General features: G+C 35.1%; 20 protein-coding genes. 15 read left to right on the top strand and 5 right to left on the bottom strand.

Annotated features, from left to right (window positions below):
* Nucleotides 1-66: 66 nt before the first annotated feature.
* Nucleotides 67-285: a FeoA family protein gene (locus VB264_RS01425; protein ID WP_309913561.1), complete on the bottom strand. Its 219-nt coding sequence runs from the start codon at nucleotides 283-285 to the stop codon at nucleotides 67-69.
* 267 nt (nucleotides 286-552) lie between these two features.
* Here VB264_RS01425 and VB264_RS01420 point away from each other — a divergent pair, with 267 nt between their 5' ends.
* The 7 genes from VB264_RS01420 (at nucleotide 553) to VB264_RS01390 (ending at nucleotide 7,380) form a co-directional block, all read left to right on the top strand.
* A complete protein-coding gene (locus tag VB264_RS01420) occupies nucleotides 553-1,218 on the top strand; it encodes a heme exporter protein CcmB (RefSeq protein WP_309913563.1) in 666 nt (221 codons plus the stop codon).
* Between the two features lie 254 nt (nucleotides 1,219-1,472).
* Nucleotides 1,473-2,132, top strand: coding sequence for a cytochrome c biogenesis protein (locus VB264_RS01415; protein WP_323246215.1), 660 nt, complete (start codon nucleotides 1,473-1,475; stop codon nucleotides 2,130-2,132).
* A 4-nt stretch (nucleotides 2,133-2,136) separates the two neighbouring features.
* Entirely contained in the window at nucleotides 2,137-2,358 is a 222-nt protein-coding gene (locus VB264_RS01410; RefSeq protein ID WP_309913571.1) for a CcmD family protein, read from the top strand.
* A 132-nt stretch (nucleotides 2,359-2,490) separates the two neighbouring features.
* Nucleotides 2,491-2,928: a cytochrome c maturation protein CcmE domain-containing protein gene (locus tag VB264_RS01405; RefSeq protein WP_309913574.1), complete on the top strand. Its 438-nt coding sequence runs from the start codon at nucleotides 2,491-2,493 to the stop codon at nucleotides 2,926-2,928.
* 132 nt (nucleotides 2,929-3,060) lie between these two features.
* The gene (ccsA, locus tag VB264_RS01400; protein WP_323246214.1) at nucleotides 3,061-5,634 is read left to right on the top strand and encodes a cytochrome c biogenesis protein CcsA; all 2,574 of its coding nucleotides are present in this window, start codon (nucleotides 3,061-3,063) and stop codon (nucleotides 5,632-5,634) included.
* Nucleotides 5,635-5,708: 74 nt separating this feature from the next.
* Nucleotides 5,709-5,996, top strand: a complete 288-nt coding sequence (locus VB264_RS01395) for a hypothetical protein (protein WP_323246213.1) — start codon at nucleotides 5,709-5,711, stop codon at nucleotides 5,994-5,996.
* A gap of 82 nt (nucleotides 5,997-6,078) precedes the next feature.
* The gene (locus VB264_RS01390; protein ID WP_323246212.1) at nucleotides 6,079-7,380 is read left to right on the top strand and encodes a hemolysin family protein; all 1,302 of its coding nucleotides are present in this window, start codon (nucleotides 6,079-6,081) and stop codon (nucleotides 7,378-7,380) included.
* 5 nt (nucleotides 7,381-7,385) lie between these two features.
* On the opposite strand, the gene VB264_RS01385 is transcribed toward VB264_RS01390, so the two are convergent.
* Both VB264_RS01385 and VB264_RS01380 read right to left on the bottom strand, forming a co-directional pair.
* Nucleotides 7,386-8,636 (bottom strand): chorismate-binding protein, encoded by a 1,251-nt coding sequence (locus VB264_RS01385; RefSeq protein ID WP_323246211.1) that lies wholly within the window; start codon nucleotides 8,634-8,636, stop codon nucleotides 7,386-7,388.
* Nucleotides 8,637-8,776: 140 nt separating this feature from the next.
* Complete coding sequence (locus tag VB264_RS01380; protein WP_323246210.1) at nucleotides 8,777-9,202, bottom strand: hotdog fold thioesterase; 426 nt, start codon at nucleotides 9,200-9,202, stop codon at nucleotides 8,777-8,779.
* A gap of 148 nt (nucleotides 9,203-9,350) precedes the next feature.
* On the opposite strand from VB264_RS01380, the gene VB264_RS01375 reads away from it, so the two are divergent.
* The 4 genes from VB264_RS01375 to VB264_RS01360 all read left to right on the top strand — a co-directional run bounded on the left by VB264_RS01375 (nucleotide 9,351) and on the right by VB264_RS01360 (nucleotide 12,828).
* Entirely contained in the window at nucleotides 9,351-10,010 is a 660-nt protein-coding gene (locus VB264_RS01375; RefSeq protein ID WP_323246209.1) for a histidine phosphatase family protein, read from the top strand.
* A gap of 216 nt (nucleotides 10,011-10,226) precedes the next feature.
* On the top strand, nucleotides 10,227-11,327 hold the full coding sequence (locus VB264_RS01370) for a sensor histidine kinase (RefSeq protein ID WP_309913595.1): 1,101 nt from the start codon (nucleotides 10,227-10,229) through the stop codon (nucleotides 11,325-11,327).
* Nucleotides 11,328-11,381: 54 nt separating this feature from the next.
* Nucleotides 11,382-12,119, top strand: coding sequence for a LytR/AlgR family response regulator transcription factor (locus VB264_RS01365; protein ID WP_323246208.1), 738 nt, complete (start codon nucleotides 11,382-11,384; stop codon nucleotides 12,117-12,119).
* 43 nt (nucleotides 12,120-12,162) lie between these two features.
* Nucleotides 12,163-12,828, top strand: coding sequence for a DUF3267 domain-containing protein (locus tag VB264_RS01360; protein ID WP_323246207.1), 666 nt, complete (start codon nucleotides 12,163-12,165; stop codon nucleotides 12,826-12,828).
* 3 nt (nucleotides 12,829-12,831) lie between these two features.
* On the opposite strand, the gene VB264_RS01355 is transcribed toward VB264_RS01360, so the two are convergent.
* The gene (locus tag VB264_RS01355; RefSeq protein ID WP_323246206.1) at nucleotides 12,832-13,890 is read right to left on the bottom strand and encodes a response regulator; all 1,059 of its coding nucleotides are present in this window, start codon (nucleotides 13,888-13,890) and stop codon (nucleotides 12,832-12,834) included.
* Nucleotides 13,891-14,097: 207 nt separating this feature from the next.
* On the bottom strand, nucleotides 14,098-15,687 hold the full coding sequence (locus VB264_RS01350) for a sensor histidine kinase (protein ID WP_323246205.1): 1,590 nt from the start codon (nucleotides 15,685-15,687) through the stop codon (nucleotides 14,098-14,100).
* Nucleotides 15,688-15,846: 159 nt separating this feature from the next.
* Here VB264_RS01350 and VB264_RS01345 point away from each other — a divergent pair, with 159 nt between their 5' ends.
* From VB264_RS01345 to VB264_RS01330, 4 genes are all read left to right on the top strand, one after another.
* Nucleotides 15,847-16,257, top strand: a complete 411-nt coding sequence (locus VB264_RS01345) for a hypothetical protein (protein WP_323246204.1) — start codon at nucleotides 15,847-15,849, stop codon at nucleotides 16,255-16,257.
* Nucleotides 16,258-16,269: 12 nt separating this feature from the next.
* Nucleotides 16,270-16,641: a hypothetical protein gene (locus VB264_RS01340; RefSeq protein ID WP_323246203.1), complete on the top strand. Its 372-nt coding sequence runs from the start codon at nucleotides 16,270-16,272 to the stop codon at nucleotides 16,639-16,641.
* 469 nt (nucleotides 16,642-17,110) lie between these two features.
* Nucleotides 17,111-17,842, top strand: coding sequence for a hypothetical protein (locus tag VB264_RS01335; protein ID WP_323246202.1), 732 nt, complete (start codon nucleotides 17,111-17,113; stop codon nucleotides 17,840-17,842).
* A 39-nt stretch (nucleotides 17,843-17,881) separates the two neighbouring features.
* Nucleotides 17,882-19,477 (top strand): hypothetical protein, encoded by a 1,596-nt coding sequence (locus VB264_RS01330; RefSeq protein ID WP_323246201.1) that lies wholly within the window; start codon nucleotides 17,882-17,884, stop codon nucleotides 19,475-19,477.
* The last annotated feature ends 61 nt before the right edge of the window (nucleotides 19,478-19,538 follow it).

Genomic DNA, 19,538 nt, shown 5'->3' with positions numbered 1-19,538 from the left:
ATTTTTGCAGTTTTTGATAATTGCCTTTTCATACAGAAACACACAAATACCATCTTTCAATTACTGTTAAGCAACTACAATCGTCGAGGCTTCATCTACTCTCATCGAAAGTACATATCCAGAAACCTTCACAGCAATAGGGTCACCAAAAGGAGCAATATGTGTCATGGTTACTTGTGTGCCGGGTAAACAACCCATTTCAAGTAATTTTAAGGACAAACCTTCGTCTGTAAAATTAACGATAATTCCTCTTTCTCCTATTTGTAAATCTGCAATGGTTTTCATGGGCTTTATTTATCAGTACTCAACTGAATAGAAATTCAATTCTAAAAACAGAATCGAATAGTCAATTTCATGTAATCTTGAAATGATTTATTTAGACTTATTCTAAAACAAATGCAAATTAACAAAGAGTTCCTTCATTAGAAACAATTAATGACTAAAATCATTTTGGAATGTCAAAATATTATTTTGTTTCATGACCAAGCGTTTTGTTTGTGTCGTAACTTTGCAAAAAAAATACGCAAAATAGACAATTGCTTATTCCGCAGCATGTATAAAGAGATTAAAGCTTTAATAGAAAAGGAAATTACGCTTGAACTAAGACAAAAATATGCGCTTAATGGTATGCTGTTATATATTGTTAGTACAGTGTATGTTTGTTATTTGTCTTTTCGGATGAAAGCTAATCAAATTGATAAAATTACGTGGAATACGCTGTTTTGGATTATTTTATTATTTACAGCAATGAATGCCATAGCCAAAAGTTTTACGCAAGAGCGATATGGAAGGCTTTTGTATTACTATACTTTGGCTAGCCCTGTAGGTATTATTATTTCCAAAATTGTTTATAATACTCTTTTGATGTTAGTATTAGCGTTGGCGGGTTTTGGGGTATATGCTGTAGTGATGGGTAATCCAGTAGAGGATATACCACTGTACTTAGCAAGTATAGTATTGGGGGCAGTAGGGTTTTCGAGTACACTAACAATGATTGCAGGTATTGCATCTAAAGCAGAGAACAGTGCTACCTTGATGGCTATCCTTAGTTTCCCCGTAATACTACCAATGCTATTAATGTTATTGAAAATATCTAAAAATGCTTTGGATGGCTTGGATAGAGCAAGCAGTTTAGACGAAGTATTGATGCTGTTGGCGATAGATGCCATTGTATTGGTATTAAGTATTATTCTTTTTCCTTTTTTGTGGAGGAGTTAGAGGAGAAGGAAGAGACAAGACGCAAGATTCTAGACTTTAGGACTTTGGGCTTTTAGAGACAAGAGGTAAGACTTTAGATTTGAGTTTGTGGGCTTAAATATTTGTAAAAGGGAAAAGATATAAGTTGAGGTTGATAAAATAGATTATGGAAATTATCAATCACTAGATTACAAAAAAAATAACGAGAGAGTGATAAAATGTAGCGTGAAATAGTAAATCACTAACTCACAACTCACTCAATCACAAATAATATAATGAAACAAAACTGGTATAAAATCTTGGCCGTTGTGCTATTGGCCTATGTAGTAATTTGGGGATTTCTAGGACATATCCCTAGTCAGCCGATACTTCACGAAACCGCTCGCAATCTTTATTTTCATGTGCCTATGTGGTTTGCAATGTTTGCTATGCTAGGTGTTTCGGTATGGAATTCTATCCAATATCTTCGTAATCCTTTAATGAGTTTTGATGATAAAGCATCTGAATATGCCAATACAGGGATTGTCTTTGGGATTGTTGGTATCGCAACAGGTAGTATTTGGGCAAGATATACTTGGGGTACTTGGTGGACAAATGATGTGAAACTGAATGGAGCTGCTATTGGACTGTTAATCTACTTCGCTTACATTATCCTCAGAGGCTCTTTTACAGATGAACAGCAAAGGGCAAGGATTTCAGCAATTTATAACATCTTTGCGGTAGCTTTGTTGATTCCCTTATTGATTATTTTACCAAGAATGACAGATTCTCTGCATCCAGGAAATGGTGGGAACCCAGGTTTTAAACCAATGGATACGGAACATACGATGAGAATCGTTTTTTACCCTGCCTGTATCGGCTGGATTTGTCTGGCTTTTTGGATTACCAGCTTACGACTAAGAATTAGAAAATTGATAGCATTGAATCAAGATTAGAAATATGAAAAAATCACTTTCGTTAATTATTTGCTTACTGATTTCTGTAAGCCTTTTTGCTCAGGATAATGCCGCAGGAGAACCTGAAATGGCCGATAAATTATTTGCTGACGGTAGAATTTATGTAGTAGTAGCAGTTGTTGCAACCATTTTTGCTGGAATTATTGTTTACTTAATAAATCTTGATAGCAAGATTACTAAGCTAGAAAAACAACTTAAAAAATAGCGGTGAGCTTTGAGCTATAAGCTTTAAGCTTTTTAGAAATGAGTAATAGAGAAGTTAGATGTTGGCTTGCCAATGTGATTGTCAGCCCAATCACTAACTCACAATTCACTCAATCACTAACTATAAACAAATATGAAAAAGACTCATATCATCGGACTTATCGTAATTGCTATTGCAGTTGCCATTCTTGTTTCAACAGGTACCGAAGCAAGTACTTATGTTGATTTCTCTGTAGCTGAAAATATGGCTAAAGCAGGAGATAATGACCAAGTACACGTAGTTGGGAAATTAAAAAAAGACGCTTCGGGTAATATTCAAGATTTGGTTTATAACCCTGTATTAGATGCCAACCATTTAGAGTTTATGCTTATTGATAACAATGGTCGTGAACAAAAAGTAATCTATAATGCCCCTAAACCACAAGATATGGGCAGAGCAGAGCAAATGGTAATTATCGGGAATATGGATGGCAATGTGTTTAAATGCGAGAAAATTCTACTAAAATGCCCTTCAAAATACCAAGATGGTAAAGTAGAATTTAAAGAAGCAAAACCCGAAAAACAGTCATAATTCTCTTGAAAATTAAATAGCTTTCAGCCAACAGCTTTAGGCTATCCGAACATTGCGAAAGCAACTTTATCAACGATTTTGGAGTGGGTATTTAGGTCTATTCAACCCTACTCCAAAATCCCAATTCCCTTTATGTTACATACAACCATCGGAAATATTGGTCATTTGTTTATTATTTTGTCCTTTGTGACATCATTAATTTCAACAATTGGCTACTTCAAATCAGTGCAAACGACTGATTTATTACAGCAAGCTTCTTGGAAACGCTTTTCGCGTTTTGCTTTTTATATCCACGGAGCAGCAGTTGTAGGAATTATAGCAGTCTTGTACACCATTATTTACAAGCACTATTTTGAATACCACTATGCGTGGTCACACTCATCAAAAGCGCTACCCGTTTATTATATTGTTTCTTGTTTTTGGGAAGGTCAAGAAGGTAGCTTTTTGCTTTGGATATTTTGGCATGCCGTATTGGGTGTCGTATTAATCAATACCAATAAACATTGGGAAGCGCCCGTAATGGCCATATTTGGGGCTGTGCAAGTGTTTTTGTCATCAATGATTTTAGGCGTAGTACTGCCATTAATTGATTTGAAAATAGGGTCATCCCCATTCTTATTAATGCGTGAAGCCATGCCCGACCTACCAGTATGGGCTATGAAACCAGATTTTATACCTGAAGATGGTAACGGTTTAAACCCATTACTTCAAAACTATTGGATGGTTATTCACCCACCAACCCTGTTTTTAGGTTTTGCTACTACCTTGATTCCTTTTGCTTATGCTATTGCGGGGCTTTGGAGAAAAGAGTTTAGTGAATGGATTCGTCCAGCTTTACCTTGGGCTTTAGTATCGGCCTTGGTATTAGGCGTGGGTATTATTATGGGTGGCTATTGGGCTTATGAAACCTTGAATTTTGGAGGATATTGGAACTGGGATCCTGTTGAAAACGCCTCGTTTGTGCCTTGGCTAGTATTGATAGCCGCCATTCACTGTATGATTATCTACAAAAATAATGAAGCTGCCCTTCGTACCTCTTTTATCTTGGTCGTAGCAACATTTATCTTGGTTTTGTATTCAACCTTCTTGAATAGAAGTGGTATTTTAGGAGAAGCATCCGTTCACTCATTTACTGATTTAGGGCTTTCTGGTCAGTTATTGATTTATATGTTATTCTTCTTGTTCGTGGCAGTGGTATTGCTAATCATCCGTTGGAAACAAATTCCATCAGATGATAAAGAGGTAACAACATACAGCCGTGAGTTTTGGATTTTTATGGGTGCTACTACGCTTTGCTTGTCGGCTTTCCAGATTATTGCCGCTACATCATTGCCAGTGTATAATAAAATTGTTGAAGGCTTAGGGTTTGTTTCAAAACTAGCACCACCCGCAGATGCACCAACCTATTATTCTAAATTTCAATTATGGTTTGGCGTAGGCATTGCTGTTTTCTCTGGGATTGGACAAGCATTTTGGTGGAGAAAAATCAAGAAAGAGACGCTTAGTAAACATTTACTTACACCACTTTTGTTGAGTTTAGTGTTAACATTTGTAGCGATATTTTTTACAGCTAAAACACAAGTCGGAGATTTTTTCAGTACGCCAACTTATATTACCTTATTGTTTGGAGGGATTTTCTCTATCATCACCAATGGAAGTATTCTATTAGATATTTTCAAAGGAAATTATAAATTATCAGGCGGAGCAGTTACGCATATTGGCGTAGCTATGATGCTTCTAGGAATATTATTTTCTTCTGGTTATTCAAAAGTGGTGTCTATCAATAATAGTGGTTTTGCTATTTCTGAAAAAGATGAAGCCTTTACAAAAAATAATGACAAAGAAAATAAAGAAAACGTCATTCTGTGGTTGAACACACCGTCTGAAATGAGTGATTATACACTTACTTATAAAGGTGTAAGAGTAGAAGGACGAGAATTGCCTGAATACCTGCATCCAAAACAAGTGGAATTAATAGAGAATGATTTCCATGCGGTAGCTTTAGAAGACATCGTTCAACAAGGAAAGAAATACTATTCAGCGGGCGATACTTTACCAGTTTTCCCTGAAAATAAATTCTATGAGATTGATTTTAGAGACAAAGAAGGGAAAATAACAACACTATATCCAAGATTTCAGATTAATAAAAAAATGGGTAATGCACCATCGCCAGCCTTGAAACATACGATTGGTGGTGACCTTTACACTTATGTAGCATTAGCCCCAAATTTGGAAGAAAAGGAGTGGAGTAAAACAGAAAACTTTACCGTAGCACTAAAAGATACTTTCTTCTTGAACGACTATGTGGCTGTGTTAGACCAAGTAAAGCGTGTAGATACATATGAAGGCAAACCTTTAGGCCCTAACGATGCAGCCGTACAAGCTACGATTAAAGTAATGGGCAAAGACTTTAGACCTTATGAAGTAAATCCTGTATTCGTGATAAAAGAAGGGTTGGTGGCAATGCCTTCGATAGAAAATGATGAAATCGGGGTAAGAGCTAAATTTACAAATATCGACCCTAAAACTGGTCAGTTTGGGTTTGCCATCAATACTACTCAGCGAGATTTTATTATCTTAAAAGCTATCAAAAAGCCATTAATCAACCTACTTTGGTTAGGTACTTTTGTATTAATTATAGGCTTTGTAATGGCCATTATCAGAAGATACCGAGAGTTTAGATTAATGAGAGACAAAGGTTTTTAAGTGACAAAGGTTAACGCTTGGAGATTTTACATTGAAAAGCGTTAACCTTTGATATATTAATATTTAAGATTAACATGAGTAAGAAAGAAATATTACTACTTTTTGCATCCATTGGTTTTATCATCATGTGGATATTAGATTTACGTGCTGGTTTACCCGCAGGGCTAGAGCCTACCTTCTGGAATAAAATATTTTATCATTATTCATTTTTAATGTTTGCGATGGTTTGTTTGTTTTATTTCCAATATACCAAGCAAGTTCGCTTGAAGAAAGAAGAGGAAGAAGCAAAAAATAAACCTGCCGAAAAGCCTAAGGATGATAAACAAGCCCAAAGAAAGGCATTAATGAAAGGGAAAAAATAAGTGATTTTTAAAGAATTCTTTCTATATTTGAAAAAGAAATAACAATTCTGTTAGGTATATCTCTAAGCTCCTAACCCAAAATATGGACTCCCAACAAGCACTAAGTATAATTATCGCCATTATAGCCTCGGCATTTTTTTCAGGGGTAGAAATGGCCTTCGTATCTGCCAATAAACTGTACTTTGAACTCCAAGCCAAACAAGGAGTAATCACGGGTCAGATTATCTCAAATTATCTTAAAAATCCTTCAAAATTTATCGGTACTATGCTTATTGGAAATACGCTTTCCTTGGTGGCCTATGGTATTTTTATGGAAGGATATTTACATCATGAAATAGAAGCCTATTTGCCCATTTCGGGAATAGCGGCTGGATTAATAGCGTCTTTTATCGGTACTATCATCATTTTAGCTACTTCTGAGTTTACGCCCAAAAGTATTTTTTTATTAAATCCTGATGGATTTTTAGAAGTACTAGCCATCCCAATTCTGATTATTTATACGTTGATGTATCCATTAGTTTGGGCAATTGTAGGGTTGTCTAAATGGTTTATTAACAATGTATTACGATTGGAATATTCAGAAGAAAGACCAGCTTTTGGTTTGACTGACTTGAATAATTACTTACAAAACCTTAATCGAAAAATATCAACAGAAGAAGAAGCGGAGGTTGATACAAAGATTTTTAATAATGCCCTTGAATTCAAACAAGTACGTGTCCGAGACTGCATGATTCCAAGAACGGATATTGTAGGAGTGGATATCGAAGGGGGTATTGAGGAATTGAAAAAAGTATTTGTAGAAAGTGGGCATTCAAGAGTACTTATCTACAAAGAAACGATGGAGGATGTATTGGGATATTGCCATTCTTTGGCTTTGTTTAAAAAACCCAAAGAAATTCAGGGCATTCTTACGCCTATTCCTATTGTGCCAGAGGCTATGCCTGCCAAAGATTTATTATTCCGTTTTTCTAAAGAACATAAATCGTTAGCTTTAGTAGTGGATGAATTTGGAAGTACTGCTGGTTTAGTAAGTATGGAAGACGTAATGGAACAGATTTTCGGTGAAATTGAGGACGAATACGATGATAATGAAAACCTTACCGAAAAACGAATTGAAGAGAAAACCTATTTGCTTTCGGCAAGATTAGAGATTGACTATTTGAACGACAAATATGACTGGAATCTTCCAGAAGGGGATTATGATACCCTAGGCGGAATGATTATTAGCATTAACGAGGATATTCCCGAAATTAATGAAACGATCATCCTGCACCCATTCAACTTTCAAATCATTGAAATGACAGATGCTAGAATTGATATTGTTAAGTTGATGATTATAGGAGATATCGAAAAGAAATCAGAATCTTTTACGATGAAACACTAGGTCATCTATAAGATTACATTCATTAAAGTCTGGCTTTTCATTTCTGTTTCGTACCATTCTTTCACAGGGTTAGAATCTGCGGTGATGCCACAGCCTGCAAAAAAAGTAGCGTGATTTCCTTGAATTTTTACTGTTCTAAGGTTGACAAACAGATGACTTTCGTCTTTGATATTTACAGGGCCTAGAAAACCACTATAAAATTCGCGATGGTGGAGTTCTGTTTCAGCAATCAAACGCAAGGCGGGCTCTTTGGGCATTCCGCAAACAGCCGAAGTAGGATGAAGTAATTCAAGCATGACAGTGCCTAATTGTGGAAAATTTAGCGCTTTCGTATCAACTTTAAAGTCGGTTCGTAAGTGCATCAAATTCCCAGCCTGTACCGTTTTAGGACCGCTCTCACAATATTCTCTCAATCGAATTTTCTTGAAACATTCAATCACATACCTGCTTACGAAGGCTTGTTCTTCAATTTCTTTATGTGACCAACGAATGCTGATGGGTGAAAGCATCTCACCGTTATCACCAATGGCAGATTGAGTACCTGCTAAAGACATGGTTTTGAAAATCCCTTGTCCATCTACACTTACTAAGGTTTCAGGAGTAGCACCCAACCAAATGGCTTCAAACTCTGGTAAATAGACTAAAGAAATAAAGGCATTTGGATAAGCTTTGCACAATTTCTGGAAAGCATCAATAATTTCAAAACTTTCGGGCAAGGTAACGTTTTTAGTTCTTGATAAAACTACTTTTTGCATTTCACCATTTTCAATGGCTATAATAGCTTTGGAAACCATTTCTGCAAAAATCATTTCATTATATAAGCCACCGTTCCATTTTTCTAAGCTACTGTCTAATGAATGCTTAGGGCTTATCTCTTCTTCTTTTGCAGACGAAGGTGCTATCGCGTCTTCGTCTGAATAATGTAAGTATTTTTTTTCAAAGATTGCGGCTTCTAGTGTTTTGCCTTTGATGTCATCTTCTATCTCGTGATTATTAGTATCAAAACGATAGTATAAGTCACCTCTAAGGAATAATGATTCACCCTGAAAAGGACTCATGACAAAGCCCGCAGGTAATTCATCTAAGTCTGTTTTTTTTCGCTGAGTACTCCCAGAAAGATCAATGATGAGTTGTTTCTCGGTAGATTGTGGCAATTGCCATAATGCCATAGGAAAACCTTCTGAAAAAGCTGTTTGCCAGAGTTTTGCTAATTTATTTGTTTGTTGTAAAATATGAAATTCCGAAGTCGGGGTCATATCCTGAAGTTTTTAGTGATGTATTATTGATGTAAAAATAACATCTTGTATAGTAATGAGGTTTCAGAAAACTTAAAATTTTCCTGATATTTTATAAGATGTTGATTATTAGTAATTTGTATTTTATTGATATGCTTCAACTATAAACGTTTTTCAATAATGGCGGTTGTCAGTCTGCTAGCACATACTAAATCTCCTTTTTCATCGGTTATTTTTATATCCCAAACGTGCATTGTTCTTCCGATTTTCAAAGGAGAACATTTTGCATAAACATAACCCTCACGTGCAGACTTTAAATGATTCGCATTGATTTCAACTCCTACTGCAGCAAACTTAGTATGGTCTTCTAAAACCATCCATGAAGCAATACTTCCTAATGATTCTGCTAATACTACCGAAGCCCCACCGTGTAATAATCCCATAGGCTGTTTGGTTCTTTCATCAACAGGCATTTTAGCACAAATATAAGTAGCTGTAATTTCGGTAAATACGATTCCTAAGTAGCCAACCATATTACCTGCACTTCTTTCATTAAGTTGTTCGAGTGTATAGGATGTTTTTATCATGTCAGATGGTATGAATTATGTTCAAAAACTGTATTTTTGCGGGAAATTAGTCAAAGTAAATTATTTTTTTATTGATTAACTTTATAAAATTTGAAAAAAGGCGTGAAATACTTTATTAAGATTGCCATAAATATAATCCTTCAAATCAATGTCTAACGACCAATCAAAAACTCCAAAAGTTAAAACCATTTATTTAATCCGTCATGGAGAAACAGACTTCAACCGTCAGGGAATAGTTCAAGGCAGTGGTGTAGATTCTGATTTGAATGAATTAGGACAAGCCCAGGCTGAAGCTTTCTATCAAAAGTATCAACACATTCTTTTCGATAAAGTGTATACTTCTGCTTTAAAGAGAACCCACCAATCGGTAAAAAAATTCCTTGAAAAAGGGCTACCATGGGAACAACACGAAGGACTCAACGAAATAAGCTGGGGAGTACGAGAAGGAAAAGTGCCTAATGATATTGATAACGAATATTATAAAATATTAATAGACGGTTGGATTAATGGAAAGGTAGATTTGCCTTCAGAAGGGGGAGAAAGCCCACAAGATGTACTAACTCGCCAGAAGCCCGTGATAGATTTGATTATATCGCGATCAGACGAAGAAACTATTTTGGTAGCCATGCATGGCAGGGCTATTAGGATAATCCTGACATTGTTGCTTGAACGCGAACTACATGAAATGGATTCGTTTGAACATGCTAACCTTTGTTTATACAAACTTACTTATGATTATGAACAAGGTAAGTTTTCTGTAGAATTAGAAAATGACCTTTCACATCTAGACGACCTAATCGTTGAATAAAATCATTCAGGGAAATATGGCGTTAAAATACTCCAACACATATTTCCCTTAAATCTTCATTTCTTCTTTTATCCGTTTATCATCCCCACCTTCCGTTTACTGAATAATTCCATTGCTTTTTATTACATTGCCTTAATTTGTTATAAAAAAAGATAGAAGAAACGGTAGTAAATAAATTTATACGCTTTTATTTGAAGTGTATTTGAATAGATTAATATGTCTAGAGCTAAGTTATATTGGATTCTACAAGTATTCGGCTGGTCAGCTTGGTTGGCCAACGAGGCCTTGATTTATTCGAATGATTTCGGTTGGTCTTTAGATTGGTTCGTGGCAGCATTATTAAATGTTGTTGTAGCCATTATAATTACACATAATTTCAGGAAAGTAATAAAAAAATACGGATGGGTAGAATTGCCAATAGATAGAGTAATCCCACGCATATTGATAGCGGTAGGGTTTATGTCGTTTTTTATGGCATTTGTAAACATTCCTTTAGATTCTTATCTATTGCGTGAAGAAGAAGGTCGAAACCTATGGTCGTTCTTTTTTGTCATGCAATTCATATTTAGCTGGGCAAAGCCATTAATGATTTGGACGTTGTTTTATTACGCTTCACACTACTTTGAACGGAAGTCGGAAGTGGAAGTAGATAAAATACGATTAGAATCATCGGTAAAAGAAACAGAATCGAAAGTATTAAGGGCACAGATGAATCCGCATTTTATGTTCAATGCCTTGAATAGTATTCGTGCGTTGATTCTGGAAGAACCCGACAAAGCACAGAAAGCGGTCACGCAATTATCCAATATCCTGAGAAGTTCTTTATTGGCAGATAGAAGGAAAACAGTTTCGCTGTCGGAAGAACTAAGAACTGTTGACGATTACTTAGCCTTAGAGAAAATAAGATATGAAGAACGGCTGCAAATCAGGAAGAATGTTTATCCAGATACCATGCATGTGCAAGTTCCACCAATGTTACTACAAACGCTGGTAGAAAATGCCATCAAGCACGGTGTATCAAAGCCTGTAAAAGGTGGATTCGTAAGCTTGGAAGCAAAATTGGTAGGAAAGAATCTATTGATTATTATTAGTAATACGGGTATTTTAGAAACGACAGAATCAGGAGGTTTTGGACTAGAAAACACTGCCCATAGATTAGAATTATTGTTTGGACCAGAGTCTAAATTTAGAATATATCAGGCTTCCAAAGAGGTAGTAACAGCCGAGATTACGATACCGATACCCTCAGTAGAACCAGAAAAAGATACACCGTTTTCAAAAATAACCAATATTGTAAAACCCAAAGTGACAATCTAATGTATGATTAGTTATAAAGGATGATACCGCTAATCAGAAACCATAAAATTAAATATGAAGGCTATTATTGTTGATGACGAACGTTTGGCAAGAAACGAATTAAAACGCTTGCTAGAGAATTTTCCTAAAATTAATATCGTTGGCGAAGCTGCTAATGCTGATGAAGCGGTAGTGCTTATCGATGAGTTACACCCAGATTTATTATTTCTGGATATTCAAATGCCAGGCAAAACGGGCTTTGATTTATTAAGCGACCTTGAAGGAAATGTACCAGAAGTGATTTTTACGACGGCCTACGACGAATATGCTATTAAAGCCTTTGAATTTAATGCCCTAGATTATCTACTAAAACCAATAGAATTACACAGACTTAGCGAGGCTATTCAGAAAGTAGAGGAGGAATTTGACCGCCAAAAGCAACTTACAGAAACAGTAAAAGATAATACAATCGTATTAACAGAAAACGACCAAGTATTTGTAAAAGATGGTGAAAAATGTTGGTTTGTTCGTTTAGGAAATGTGCGCTTGTTCGAGTCGATGGGGAATTATGTAAGGTTGTATTTTGATGACCAAAAGCCATTGGTTTTAAAATCATTAAATGCCTTGGAGGATAGATTAGACCCAAAGACCTTTTTCAGAGCCAACCGTAAACACATTATCAATCTAAAATACATTCAGAAAATTGAGCCTTGGTTCTCGGGAGGTTTGCAAGTGACGTTACGAGAAAGCGGTGATAAAATCGAAATCTCTAGACGTCAAGCCATTCGATTTAAAGAATTGTTAAGTTTATAAACATATCAGATGTTCATTAGTTACAAAATAAAAGCTGTAATTAATGAACATTTTTTTTGACATGAAAAAGCCAAGTATCGACGAACTGCATAATCCTAATAATTTTTCACTGATTGAATCCTTTAGGATTGAAGAGATGATGAAGTTTTTGATGAGAGAGTTAGGAGTCAACCCTAATAGCTCGAATCAAACAAAAAAACCTCTTGCTCAAAAAATCTTTTTTGTGGTATTATTATTTATAGCAGGCGGTGCTTTCGGATATGTTATTGGGAAGCAGATCGGGCAAGCCAAAGTTGATGTTTGGCAAATAGCAGCAGCATTCCCCGTGTTAATATTTATTTTGTTACCAATTCACGAAGGGATTCATGGATTAGTATTTAAAATATTGGGCGCTGAAAAAGTAGGATTCGGCTGGACCCCCAAAAGCCTGATGGTGTATGCTTATGCCCAAAAGTTTGTGATGAGTCTTAAAGAAAACGCCATCGTGGCTGTAATGCCTTTCCTCGTAATTTCTTTGGGATTGATAATAGCCTTGGTCTTTATTCCTAGCTACAAGGTGTTGATTATTACAACTTTAATATTGCACACGTATGGTTGCTTGGGCGATTTTATCTTGATTAGGTATTACATAAAAAATCGCCATAAAGAAATGTTCACTTATGACGATATTGATGAAGAGGGAATGTCTTATTTTTTTGAAAAAGACTGATGCTTATCCCCTAAGGTTAGCTAACTTGTATTCTTCAAGAATGGTAATTTCACTACCATTTACTTCAATCAGTTTATCAGATTTAAAGTCGCTCAGTGTTCTGATAAGCGATTCTGTAGCAGTACCCACTACCGAAGCTAGGTCGTCTCTGGAAATTCGGATTGAAAATTTATCTTGTTTTTCAGTTTTATATTTTCTAGACAACATGACTAATGCATCAGCAGTACGCTTTCGCAAAGAATTATATGCCATTTGAGTTAAGTGCTTTTCTTTCTCATGGATATCATTAGCCAACATTTTAATGAATTTATTAGCGACAGACTGGTTTCTGGTGATTAATTCTAAGAAATCATTTTTAGGGATACCGATAATTTCACAATCTTCAAGGGCCTCTGCTGATTCTTGGTATTCACTACTTTCTATGATGGCGATATGACCGAAAAAATCACCTGAATTGTATAAGCCCGTAACAAACTCTTTGCCATCACGATTAGACTGATATGTCTTTATTTTGCCTGACTTTAAAAAGTAAAACTTAATAGGCTCATCGCCTTCTGTATAGATGATTTGCTTCTTTTTAATATTCGATATTTTTCTGTCTTTAGAAAGAGAATTAATATCAACATATTCACGTGCTTGCTGATAAAGCTCTTCTATTTCTGATGCTGTATTTTTAAAAGACTTCGTAAGGTTGTCTATTTTCTTTAACCTGCTTTCTACAGCATTCAAAAGCTCGATTTCCTGAAAAGGTTTTGTTAGATAATCGTCAGCACCCATTTCCATGCCTTTTCGATGGTCCGAGCGTTCAGCTTTGGCAGTTAAAAAAATAAAGGGAATATTTTGCAGGTCTGGATTTTGAGTGAAAATGTGCAATACGCCATACCCATCTAAAATAGGCATCATGATATCGCAAATTACTAAATCTGGTTTCACTTTCTGGGCAAGCTCAACCCCAGCTTTTCCATTTTCAGCTGTATGAACATTATAACTAGCAAGTTCTAATATCTCTGCAGTGGTTTCTCTGATGTCATCACTATCTTCGATAAGTAGGATTGTTTTCATATGTTTTGATAGTTAAGAATTTTTTAATAATGAAGCTGTTTAAGCTTTCCCTTTCGGATTAAACGAAGTCTTTTAGAATAGCTTGTTCCAAAATTTTCTCAACGTAGCGATGCTATGCTTCGTAAATTTTGAAAAAATCAATTCAAAAATACAATACTTTCACCTCAGAAATGGAAAGTTTAAACAGCTTCAATGTGTGGTTTAAAATTACAAATCAAACTTAATACTAAAAGTTGTTCCGCGATTAAGTTTACTTTCTACAAATACTTGTCCACCAAGCAACTCCGTATATCGTGCTACGATGTGTAAACCCAAACCAGTTCCTTGGATATTTGTTACGTTGGCACCTCTAAAGAAGCGGTCGAATAAATGTTTTTGATCTTCCTCGGAAATACCAATGCCTTGATCGGATACTTTAAGGACGAGCATTTTTTCAAGCTTTTCAGTAGATATACTTATCGTTGAATTTTCATTTGAAAATTTCACGGCATTAGAGCCTAAATTAATAATAATTTTCCTGAACAACGATTTATCCAAACACACAATAGTATCACCAATATGCTGATAATCTATCCGCTGGTTTTTCTTGAGTATACTCTTCAAGTCGCTGATACTTTCTTCTACTAGAGCTGGCAATTCAAAATTAGCTAATTTAGCATATACTTTTCCTTCTTCTAGTTTGCCTACAGAAAGGAATTCTTCTAATATATCAGTCAAATTACCCACAGCATTCATAATTCGCTGTGTGTGGCGTTGTCTTTTGTCTTGTTCTTCCGTTTTAACATATTTCTCAATTAATGAAGCCGCCGAAAGGATGGCTGTAAGAGGTGTTCTAAATTCATGTGACGCCATCGATACAAATCTTGATTTTAGCTCGCCCAATTCTTTTTCTTTGTTAAGGGCAACTTCAAGCTCTTTTTTAGATTGTTCTAAGTTCTTTAACGTTTCAACCAAAGCGTTCGTGCGGTTTACTACTTCTTTTTCAAGACTATTATTCAGTTTTTGTATTTCAGTAGTTTTTATTAATAAATCGGTCTCGGCTTTCTTCTTGAACGTCGCATCATTAATAAAAGAAATATAATAAGGTTTGCCACCAGATTTAAAATGACTTAAACTAATCTCTACGGGGAAAAGTGTACCATCTTTCTTACGAGCTTTTAAGTCAAGCCCAATACCCATGGGTCTTGACTGTGGCTTGTGTGTATAGTTTTCGTATGTTTCCCGATGCTTCTCTCTAATATTATGGGGAATCAATACTTCTAGTAATTGTCCTTCTAATTCCCCCGTTTCATAGCCAAATATTACATTGGCAAAACGGTTTGATAAAATAATTTTTCCTTCACGGTCAACCATGACTAGCCCGATAGCAGCGTGCATAAATAATGCTTGAAAACGGTTGTTGTCGTCCTCTAGTTGTTGTTCAGCGTTTTTTTGATAGGTAGTATCATTGATTCTGACCAAATAATACTCATGCCCTTCGCTTTCAAATATTGAAATTTGAAGTGTTCCCCAGAATTGAAGCTTGCTTGAAGTCTCAAAGAGTGCCTCTTCAATCCTAGTTTGCTTGGTTTTTACATGCTCATATATTTCGTTGCGATTCTCTAAATTCAGTTTGTCTTTTCTAAAGCCTTCTGGATATTTTGTGGCAAACTCCTCTATATCGCTAACTTCAAACATGTTTAAACCTACTTTATTAATGAAAACATACCGATTAGTAGCGATATTGTAGATACCCATAAAAGTAGGCGTATCTTCCAGAATTGATTTTAAAAGTAGGCTATTGATAGGGAAGTCCATAATGAAAGAAATTAATATATGATAAAGGTACAAATTAGACAGCTATATACGCAAGAAACTTGATATATGTCAGTTCCCAATATGATTCTAATGATAGTTAAAACCCTAAAAGTTAAAGAAATTTATGTTATAAATATTTAATTATCAAATTGTTGAAATATGAATGAGATAGCAAAAAACGTTTATGATACTCAGGTGTTTAAATATGGTGTTTATCATAAAGAAAATATCAAATGGTTACAGAATTTAGCCTTTTATCGGGAAGAATTAACGTACTTTTATACACTGATTGACGAAGTCAAATCAAAAAATACTTTATTAGAAGTATTAAATCAAGTTTTTGTTTTTGAAACAAGATGGCAAAACTTACATAAAGAGTCTGATGAATTAGTACACTTAATCAATCAGGAGCAATGGGGGTTTGAAGACGATGCACTGGGGAGAGAATTTTTATTAGGAGAAGAGATTTATGACCAGCATTATACACTTCGCGAACGTTATCAAGTTTTTGAGAAAGAGTTTATTCATACCAAAAATGATTTTTATAAGTGTTTATCAAAAATCCTTTAATCCCAAATAGTTATGAAATTTGAAGTATGTCACCATGAAAACAATAAATGGATAGAATCATTGGCTTTTTTTGCTGATGAAGTGAAGTACTTCCAAACGCTTTTAGAAGAGGTTAAAAGTAAAAATACTGAGGAGGAATTAGTGAAAGAAGTAGGTATGCTCTATGAACGATTTAGGCATATTAGTGAAGTAAGTGAAAATTTACTAATTGGTATCAAAACTCAGGAAAGGGCTTTTGTAGATTATGCACAAAATAGGCGTTTTCTGTTTGACGAACAAATGGAGCTAATTCATGAACGCCAAAGATCGGCATTCGAGATGCTTGAAAAAGACTTCAATTTCTCTAAGCATCAACTGTATCAATTTCTCAGCAAAGTACTATAAATAAATGCTGATTTCAATTAAATTTTACTAGGAGCTTACTTCTTATTGGTAAGCTCCTATTTGTTTTTAATAGGCAATCCATAAAGCCTCATCAAGGATGTTTTTCTTAATGTGTATTATTTATTCATATTAATAGCGTACATTTAGAAACTATTCATGCAAGACAACCCTTTCGAGTGAAATAAATCCAGGGTTTTTTATAAAATTCAAAAAAATAAGGATAAAGTTGTATTTTTGAATTCTTCCACTAAATCATCATTCTATAAAAAAATCAGGCAGATGAAATAAACTGACAATTTTAGTATTGTCGGATATGTATTTCTTTTTATTAAAAAAAAACAAAATAATAAAAATAAAATTATATTTTTGGTTTTTTGTAAGTCTAGCACATCACAGAAACTTATGGTTTTCAAATCCTTATTATTCTAATTAAATTAAACATTATAACTAAATCGTATATTTTAAACTAATGAAAAAGCTCTTCTACTTTTTGCTGACATTTGGCATAACAACCCATGTAATTGCTCAATCATCCCCGTCTCAGACGCCACCGATTTTAGCGGAACATGTTTATGGAAAAAACGCTATAGGTATTCAGTTCGGAACAATGGGATTTGGTGCTGAATTTGCTCAGGCACTTAAACGAGACAATTCTGTAAACCTTAGAGTTGGCTTTAACTACTTGGATGTAAGCATGTTTGTAACACCTCCTATCACTGTATCACTTGGAGATGGTGCTTCTGACCTTGATATTTCTCCGAAAGTTAAATCGCTTCAAATAGATGCACTTATTGATTTTCATCCGTTCAAGAGAAAATCATTTAAGTTGGTAGGAGGTTTAGCTTATGGTACTGGAGATTCAGAGGTGATGGCAGAACCAACTGTCAAAACAGGAAAGTTTAAATTTGCATCAGATTTTGAAATAGATGCACAGGATTTTGGAAAAGCAAATTTGAAAGTTACAGGCAATAAAATTCGTCCTTATTTAGGAATAGGTTTTGGACGAGCAATTCCTAAAAGTAGAGTAGGTTTTGGTTTTGAGATGGGTGCTTATTATTCTGGTTCGCCCAAATTAGCGCTAGACCGTTCTGGTGTGGTTGAAACATTGATTACTGATGCCAACATCTTGAGTATTCAGAATAACGTGAAGAACTACGCATTTATTCCTAAATTATCTTTTACTGTTAGAATTAAACTATAAAGATAACAGTACAGTACTTAACTCAAATGACATCACACAATGAAAAAATATATTACTTACGCACTACTTCTTTTTGCTTGCATAGCTATAAGCTATTCCTGTACTCCACCTTTAGAAGGTGTAAAATTCAAATTTCCTGACGCTGTAGTAAGCACTAGTATTATCGTTCAATATGCGCAGGCGAATGATAACTTAGGGGAATTACCAAGCACCATAGATGTACATATTGCAGGAAGTGACTCTGCAAAAATTGTAGATAGCTTTAATAAAAAGGTGTTTAAACCTAAGAATGGTATCATGATTCTGGCATTAAAACCCGGAACTACAGCCAGCACTACGGCACCAGTTAAATTTACGATTGTAACAGCCATAGATGGGTATTTAAAAGAGATAACTCCTGTAGAAATTACTAGTAATACTGATCAGAAGGTAATTGTTAAGCTTACTAAAATTGCTACGCCACCAACAGGTACAACGGTAATTCAAAAAGAAGAGGATGCTGATAATACAGGGAAAACTACGAAAGCTATCCAGATTTCTACACCAGCATTAGCAGGTAGTAGTCATTCAGCTACATTGACCGTTGGCGCTGGAGTAACCTTGAAAGATGGAGCGGGCGTTCCGGTAGGAGGTAAGCTGAATGTTGTACTCGTACAAATAGATCCACAAAAGGCTAGTGTAATTGTTAATAAGCAACAAACTGGGATGAAAGTTGTGGATAAAAACGATAATGTCATTCCAAACTTTAGTATTAATCCTATATCGGCAGTAAGTGCTGTGATTTCTAATGAAAATAGTCAGAAGGTAAAAACGTTTTCATCACCAATTGAAATCAAATTCCAGTTTGGGGTAGGTACCAAAAATTCTGCTGGACAAGATATTAAAGAAGGAGATGCTTTAAACTTTGCGAGTTATGATGCAGATGCCAAAACACTTAAATACGAAGGAACAGCAATTGTTAAGAAAAATGGAAGTGTTTTTGAATTTGTGGCTTCGGTAAACCATTTAACAGAATTTTATTGTGGTGACTTATTATCAGAGTGTTCAAACCTTAAGCTGAATGTTTTGAGTGATCCTTTGTATACAGGAGAGACCGTTAAAACGACTGTAATAGATAACAGCGGAAGAATTTTATTTAATGAATCGCATGGCTTAGGGATAACCTTGAATTGTAAACTTTTTGTACAAGGTCAAATAGGTGGTAATACTCCAACGTCGTCTAACTTAACTATTACTACTACAAGTATTACAGGTAAAGTATTATTTACTAAATCTTTGAATGTAAGTTGTACCAATGTAAATGCTGTGACAAATGTTGATGTTGCTTTAATAAGTCCTATCAACTATGTTAAAATAACGATTACCCCTAAGTGTGATAATGGTTATCCATTCAAGATTGGAGACGTGCAAGCGGCGGCAGACTTAAAAGATGGAAAAGGATATACAAGTATAGGTACATTAAAGGCAACGGCTGATAATAAATTGGTAGCTCAATCAACTTTATTAGTCAGAGGAGAAAAGTATAATTTTATGTTTAACCTTGGTGGTATCTGGTATTATCAGAACGATTTGTGGATTGATAATGCTGCGGAATTGAACTCTACCTTTAGCTTACCATCGTTTTTATGTAAGTAAATAAAAAGTAAGCTATAAACAAAAAGGCTTCCGAATTCGGAAGCCTTTTTCATGTATCCAC

It is taken from the genome of Arcicella aquatica (assembly GCF_034928825.1).
Lineage (GTDB): Bacteria > Bacteroidota > Bacteroidia > Cytophagales > Spirosomataceae > Arcicella > Arcicella aquatica.
This window is presented reverse-complemented; position numbering and strand designations above follow the sequence as displayed.

Bases quoted from the DNA above. Each gene is read 5' to 3' on its own strand.
- VB264_RS01355 (WP_323246206.1), bottom strand. From the start codon at position 13,890: ATGAAAACAATCCTACTTATCGAAGATAGTGATGACATCAGAGAAACC.
- VB264_RS01410 (WP_309913571.1), top strand. From the start codon at position 2,137: ATGAAAAAATCACTTTCGTTAATTATTTGCTTACTGATTTCTGTAAGC.
- VB264_RS01405 (WP_309913574.1), top strand. From the start codon at position 2,491: ATGAAAAAGACTCATATCATCGGACTTATCGTAATTGCTATTGCAGTT.
- VB264_RS01330 (WP_323246201.1), top strand. From the start codon at position 17,882: ATGAAAAAATATATTACTTACGCACTACTTCTTTTTGCTTGCATAGCT.
- VB264_RS01360 (WP_323246207.1), top strand. From the start codon at position 12,163: ATGAACATTTTTTTTGACATGAAAAAGCCAAGTATCGACGAACTGCAT.
- VB264_RS01335 (WP_323246202.1), top strand. From the start codon at position 17,111: ATGAAAAAGCTCTTCTACTTTTTGCTGACATTTGGCATAACAACCCAT.
- VB264_RS01420 (WP_309913563.1), top strand. From the start codon at position 553: ATGTATAAAGAGATTAAAGCTTTAATAGAAAAGGAAATTACGCTTGAA.
- VB264_RS01350 (WP_323246205.1), bottom strand. From the start codon at position 15,687: ATGGACTTCCCTATCAATAGCCTACTTTTAAAATCAATTCTGGAAGAT.
- VB264_RS01375 (WP_323246209.1), top strand. From the start codon at position 9,351: ATGTCTAACGACCAATCAAAAACTCCAAAAGTTAAAACCATTTATTTA.
- VB264_RS01425 (WP_309913561.1), bottom strand. From the start codon at position 285: ATGAAAACCATTGCAGATTTACAAATAGGAGAAAGAGGAATTATCGTT.
- VB264_RS01385 (WP_323246211.1), bottom strand. From the start codon at position 8,636: ATGACCCCGACTTCGGAATTTCATATTTTACAACAAACAAATAAATTA.
- VB264_RS01345 (WP_323246204.1), top strand. From the start codon at position 15,847: ATGAATGAGATAGCAAAAAACGTTTATGATACTCAGGTGTTTAAATAT.
- VB264_RS01390 (WP_323246212.1), top strand. From the start codon at position 6,079: ATGGACTCCCAACAAGCACTAAGTATAATTATCGCCATTATAGCCTCG.
- VB264_RS01395 (WP_323246213.1), top strand. From the start codon at position 5,709: ATGAGTAAGAAAGAAATATTACTACTTTTTGCATCCATTGGTTTTATC.
- VB264_RS01380 (WP_323246210.1), bottom strand. From the start codon at position 9,202: ATGATAAAAACATCCTATACACTCGAACAACTTAATGAAAGAAGTGCA.
- VB264_RS01365 (WP_323246208.1), top strand. From the start codon at position 11,382: ATGAAGGCTATTATTGTTGATGACGAACGTTTGGCAAGAAACGAATTA.
- VB264_RS01415 (WP_323246215.1), top strand. From the start codon at position 1,473: ATGAAACAAAACTGGTATAAAATCTTGGCCGTTGTGCTATTGGCCTAT.
- VB264_RS01340 (WP_323246203.1), top strand. From the start codon at position 16,270: ATGAAATTTGAAGTATGTCACCATGAAAACAATAAATGGATAGAATCA.
- ccsA (WP_323246214.1), top strand. From the start codon at position 3,061: ATGTTACATACAACCATCGGAAATATTGGTCATTTGTTTATTATTTTG.
- VB264_RS01370 (WP_309913595.1), top strand. From the start codon at position 10,227: ATGTCTAGAGCTAAGTTATATTGGATTCTACAAGTATTCGGCTGGTCA.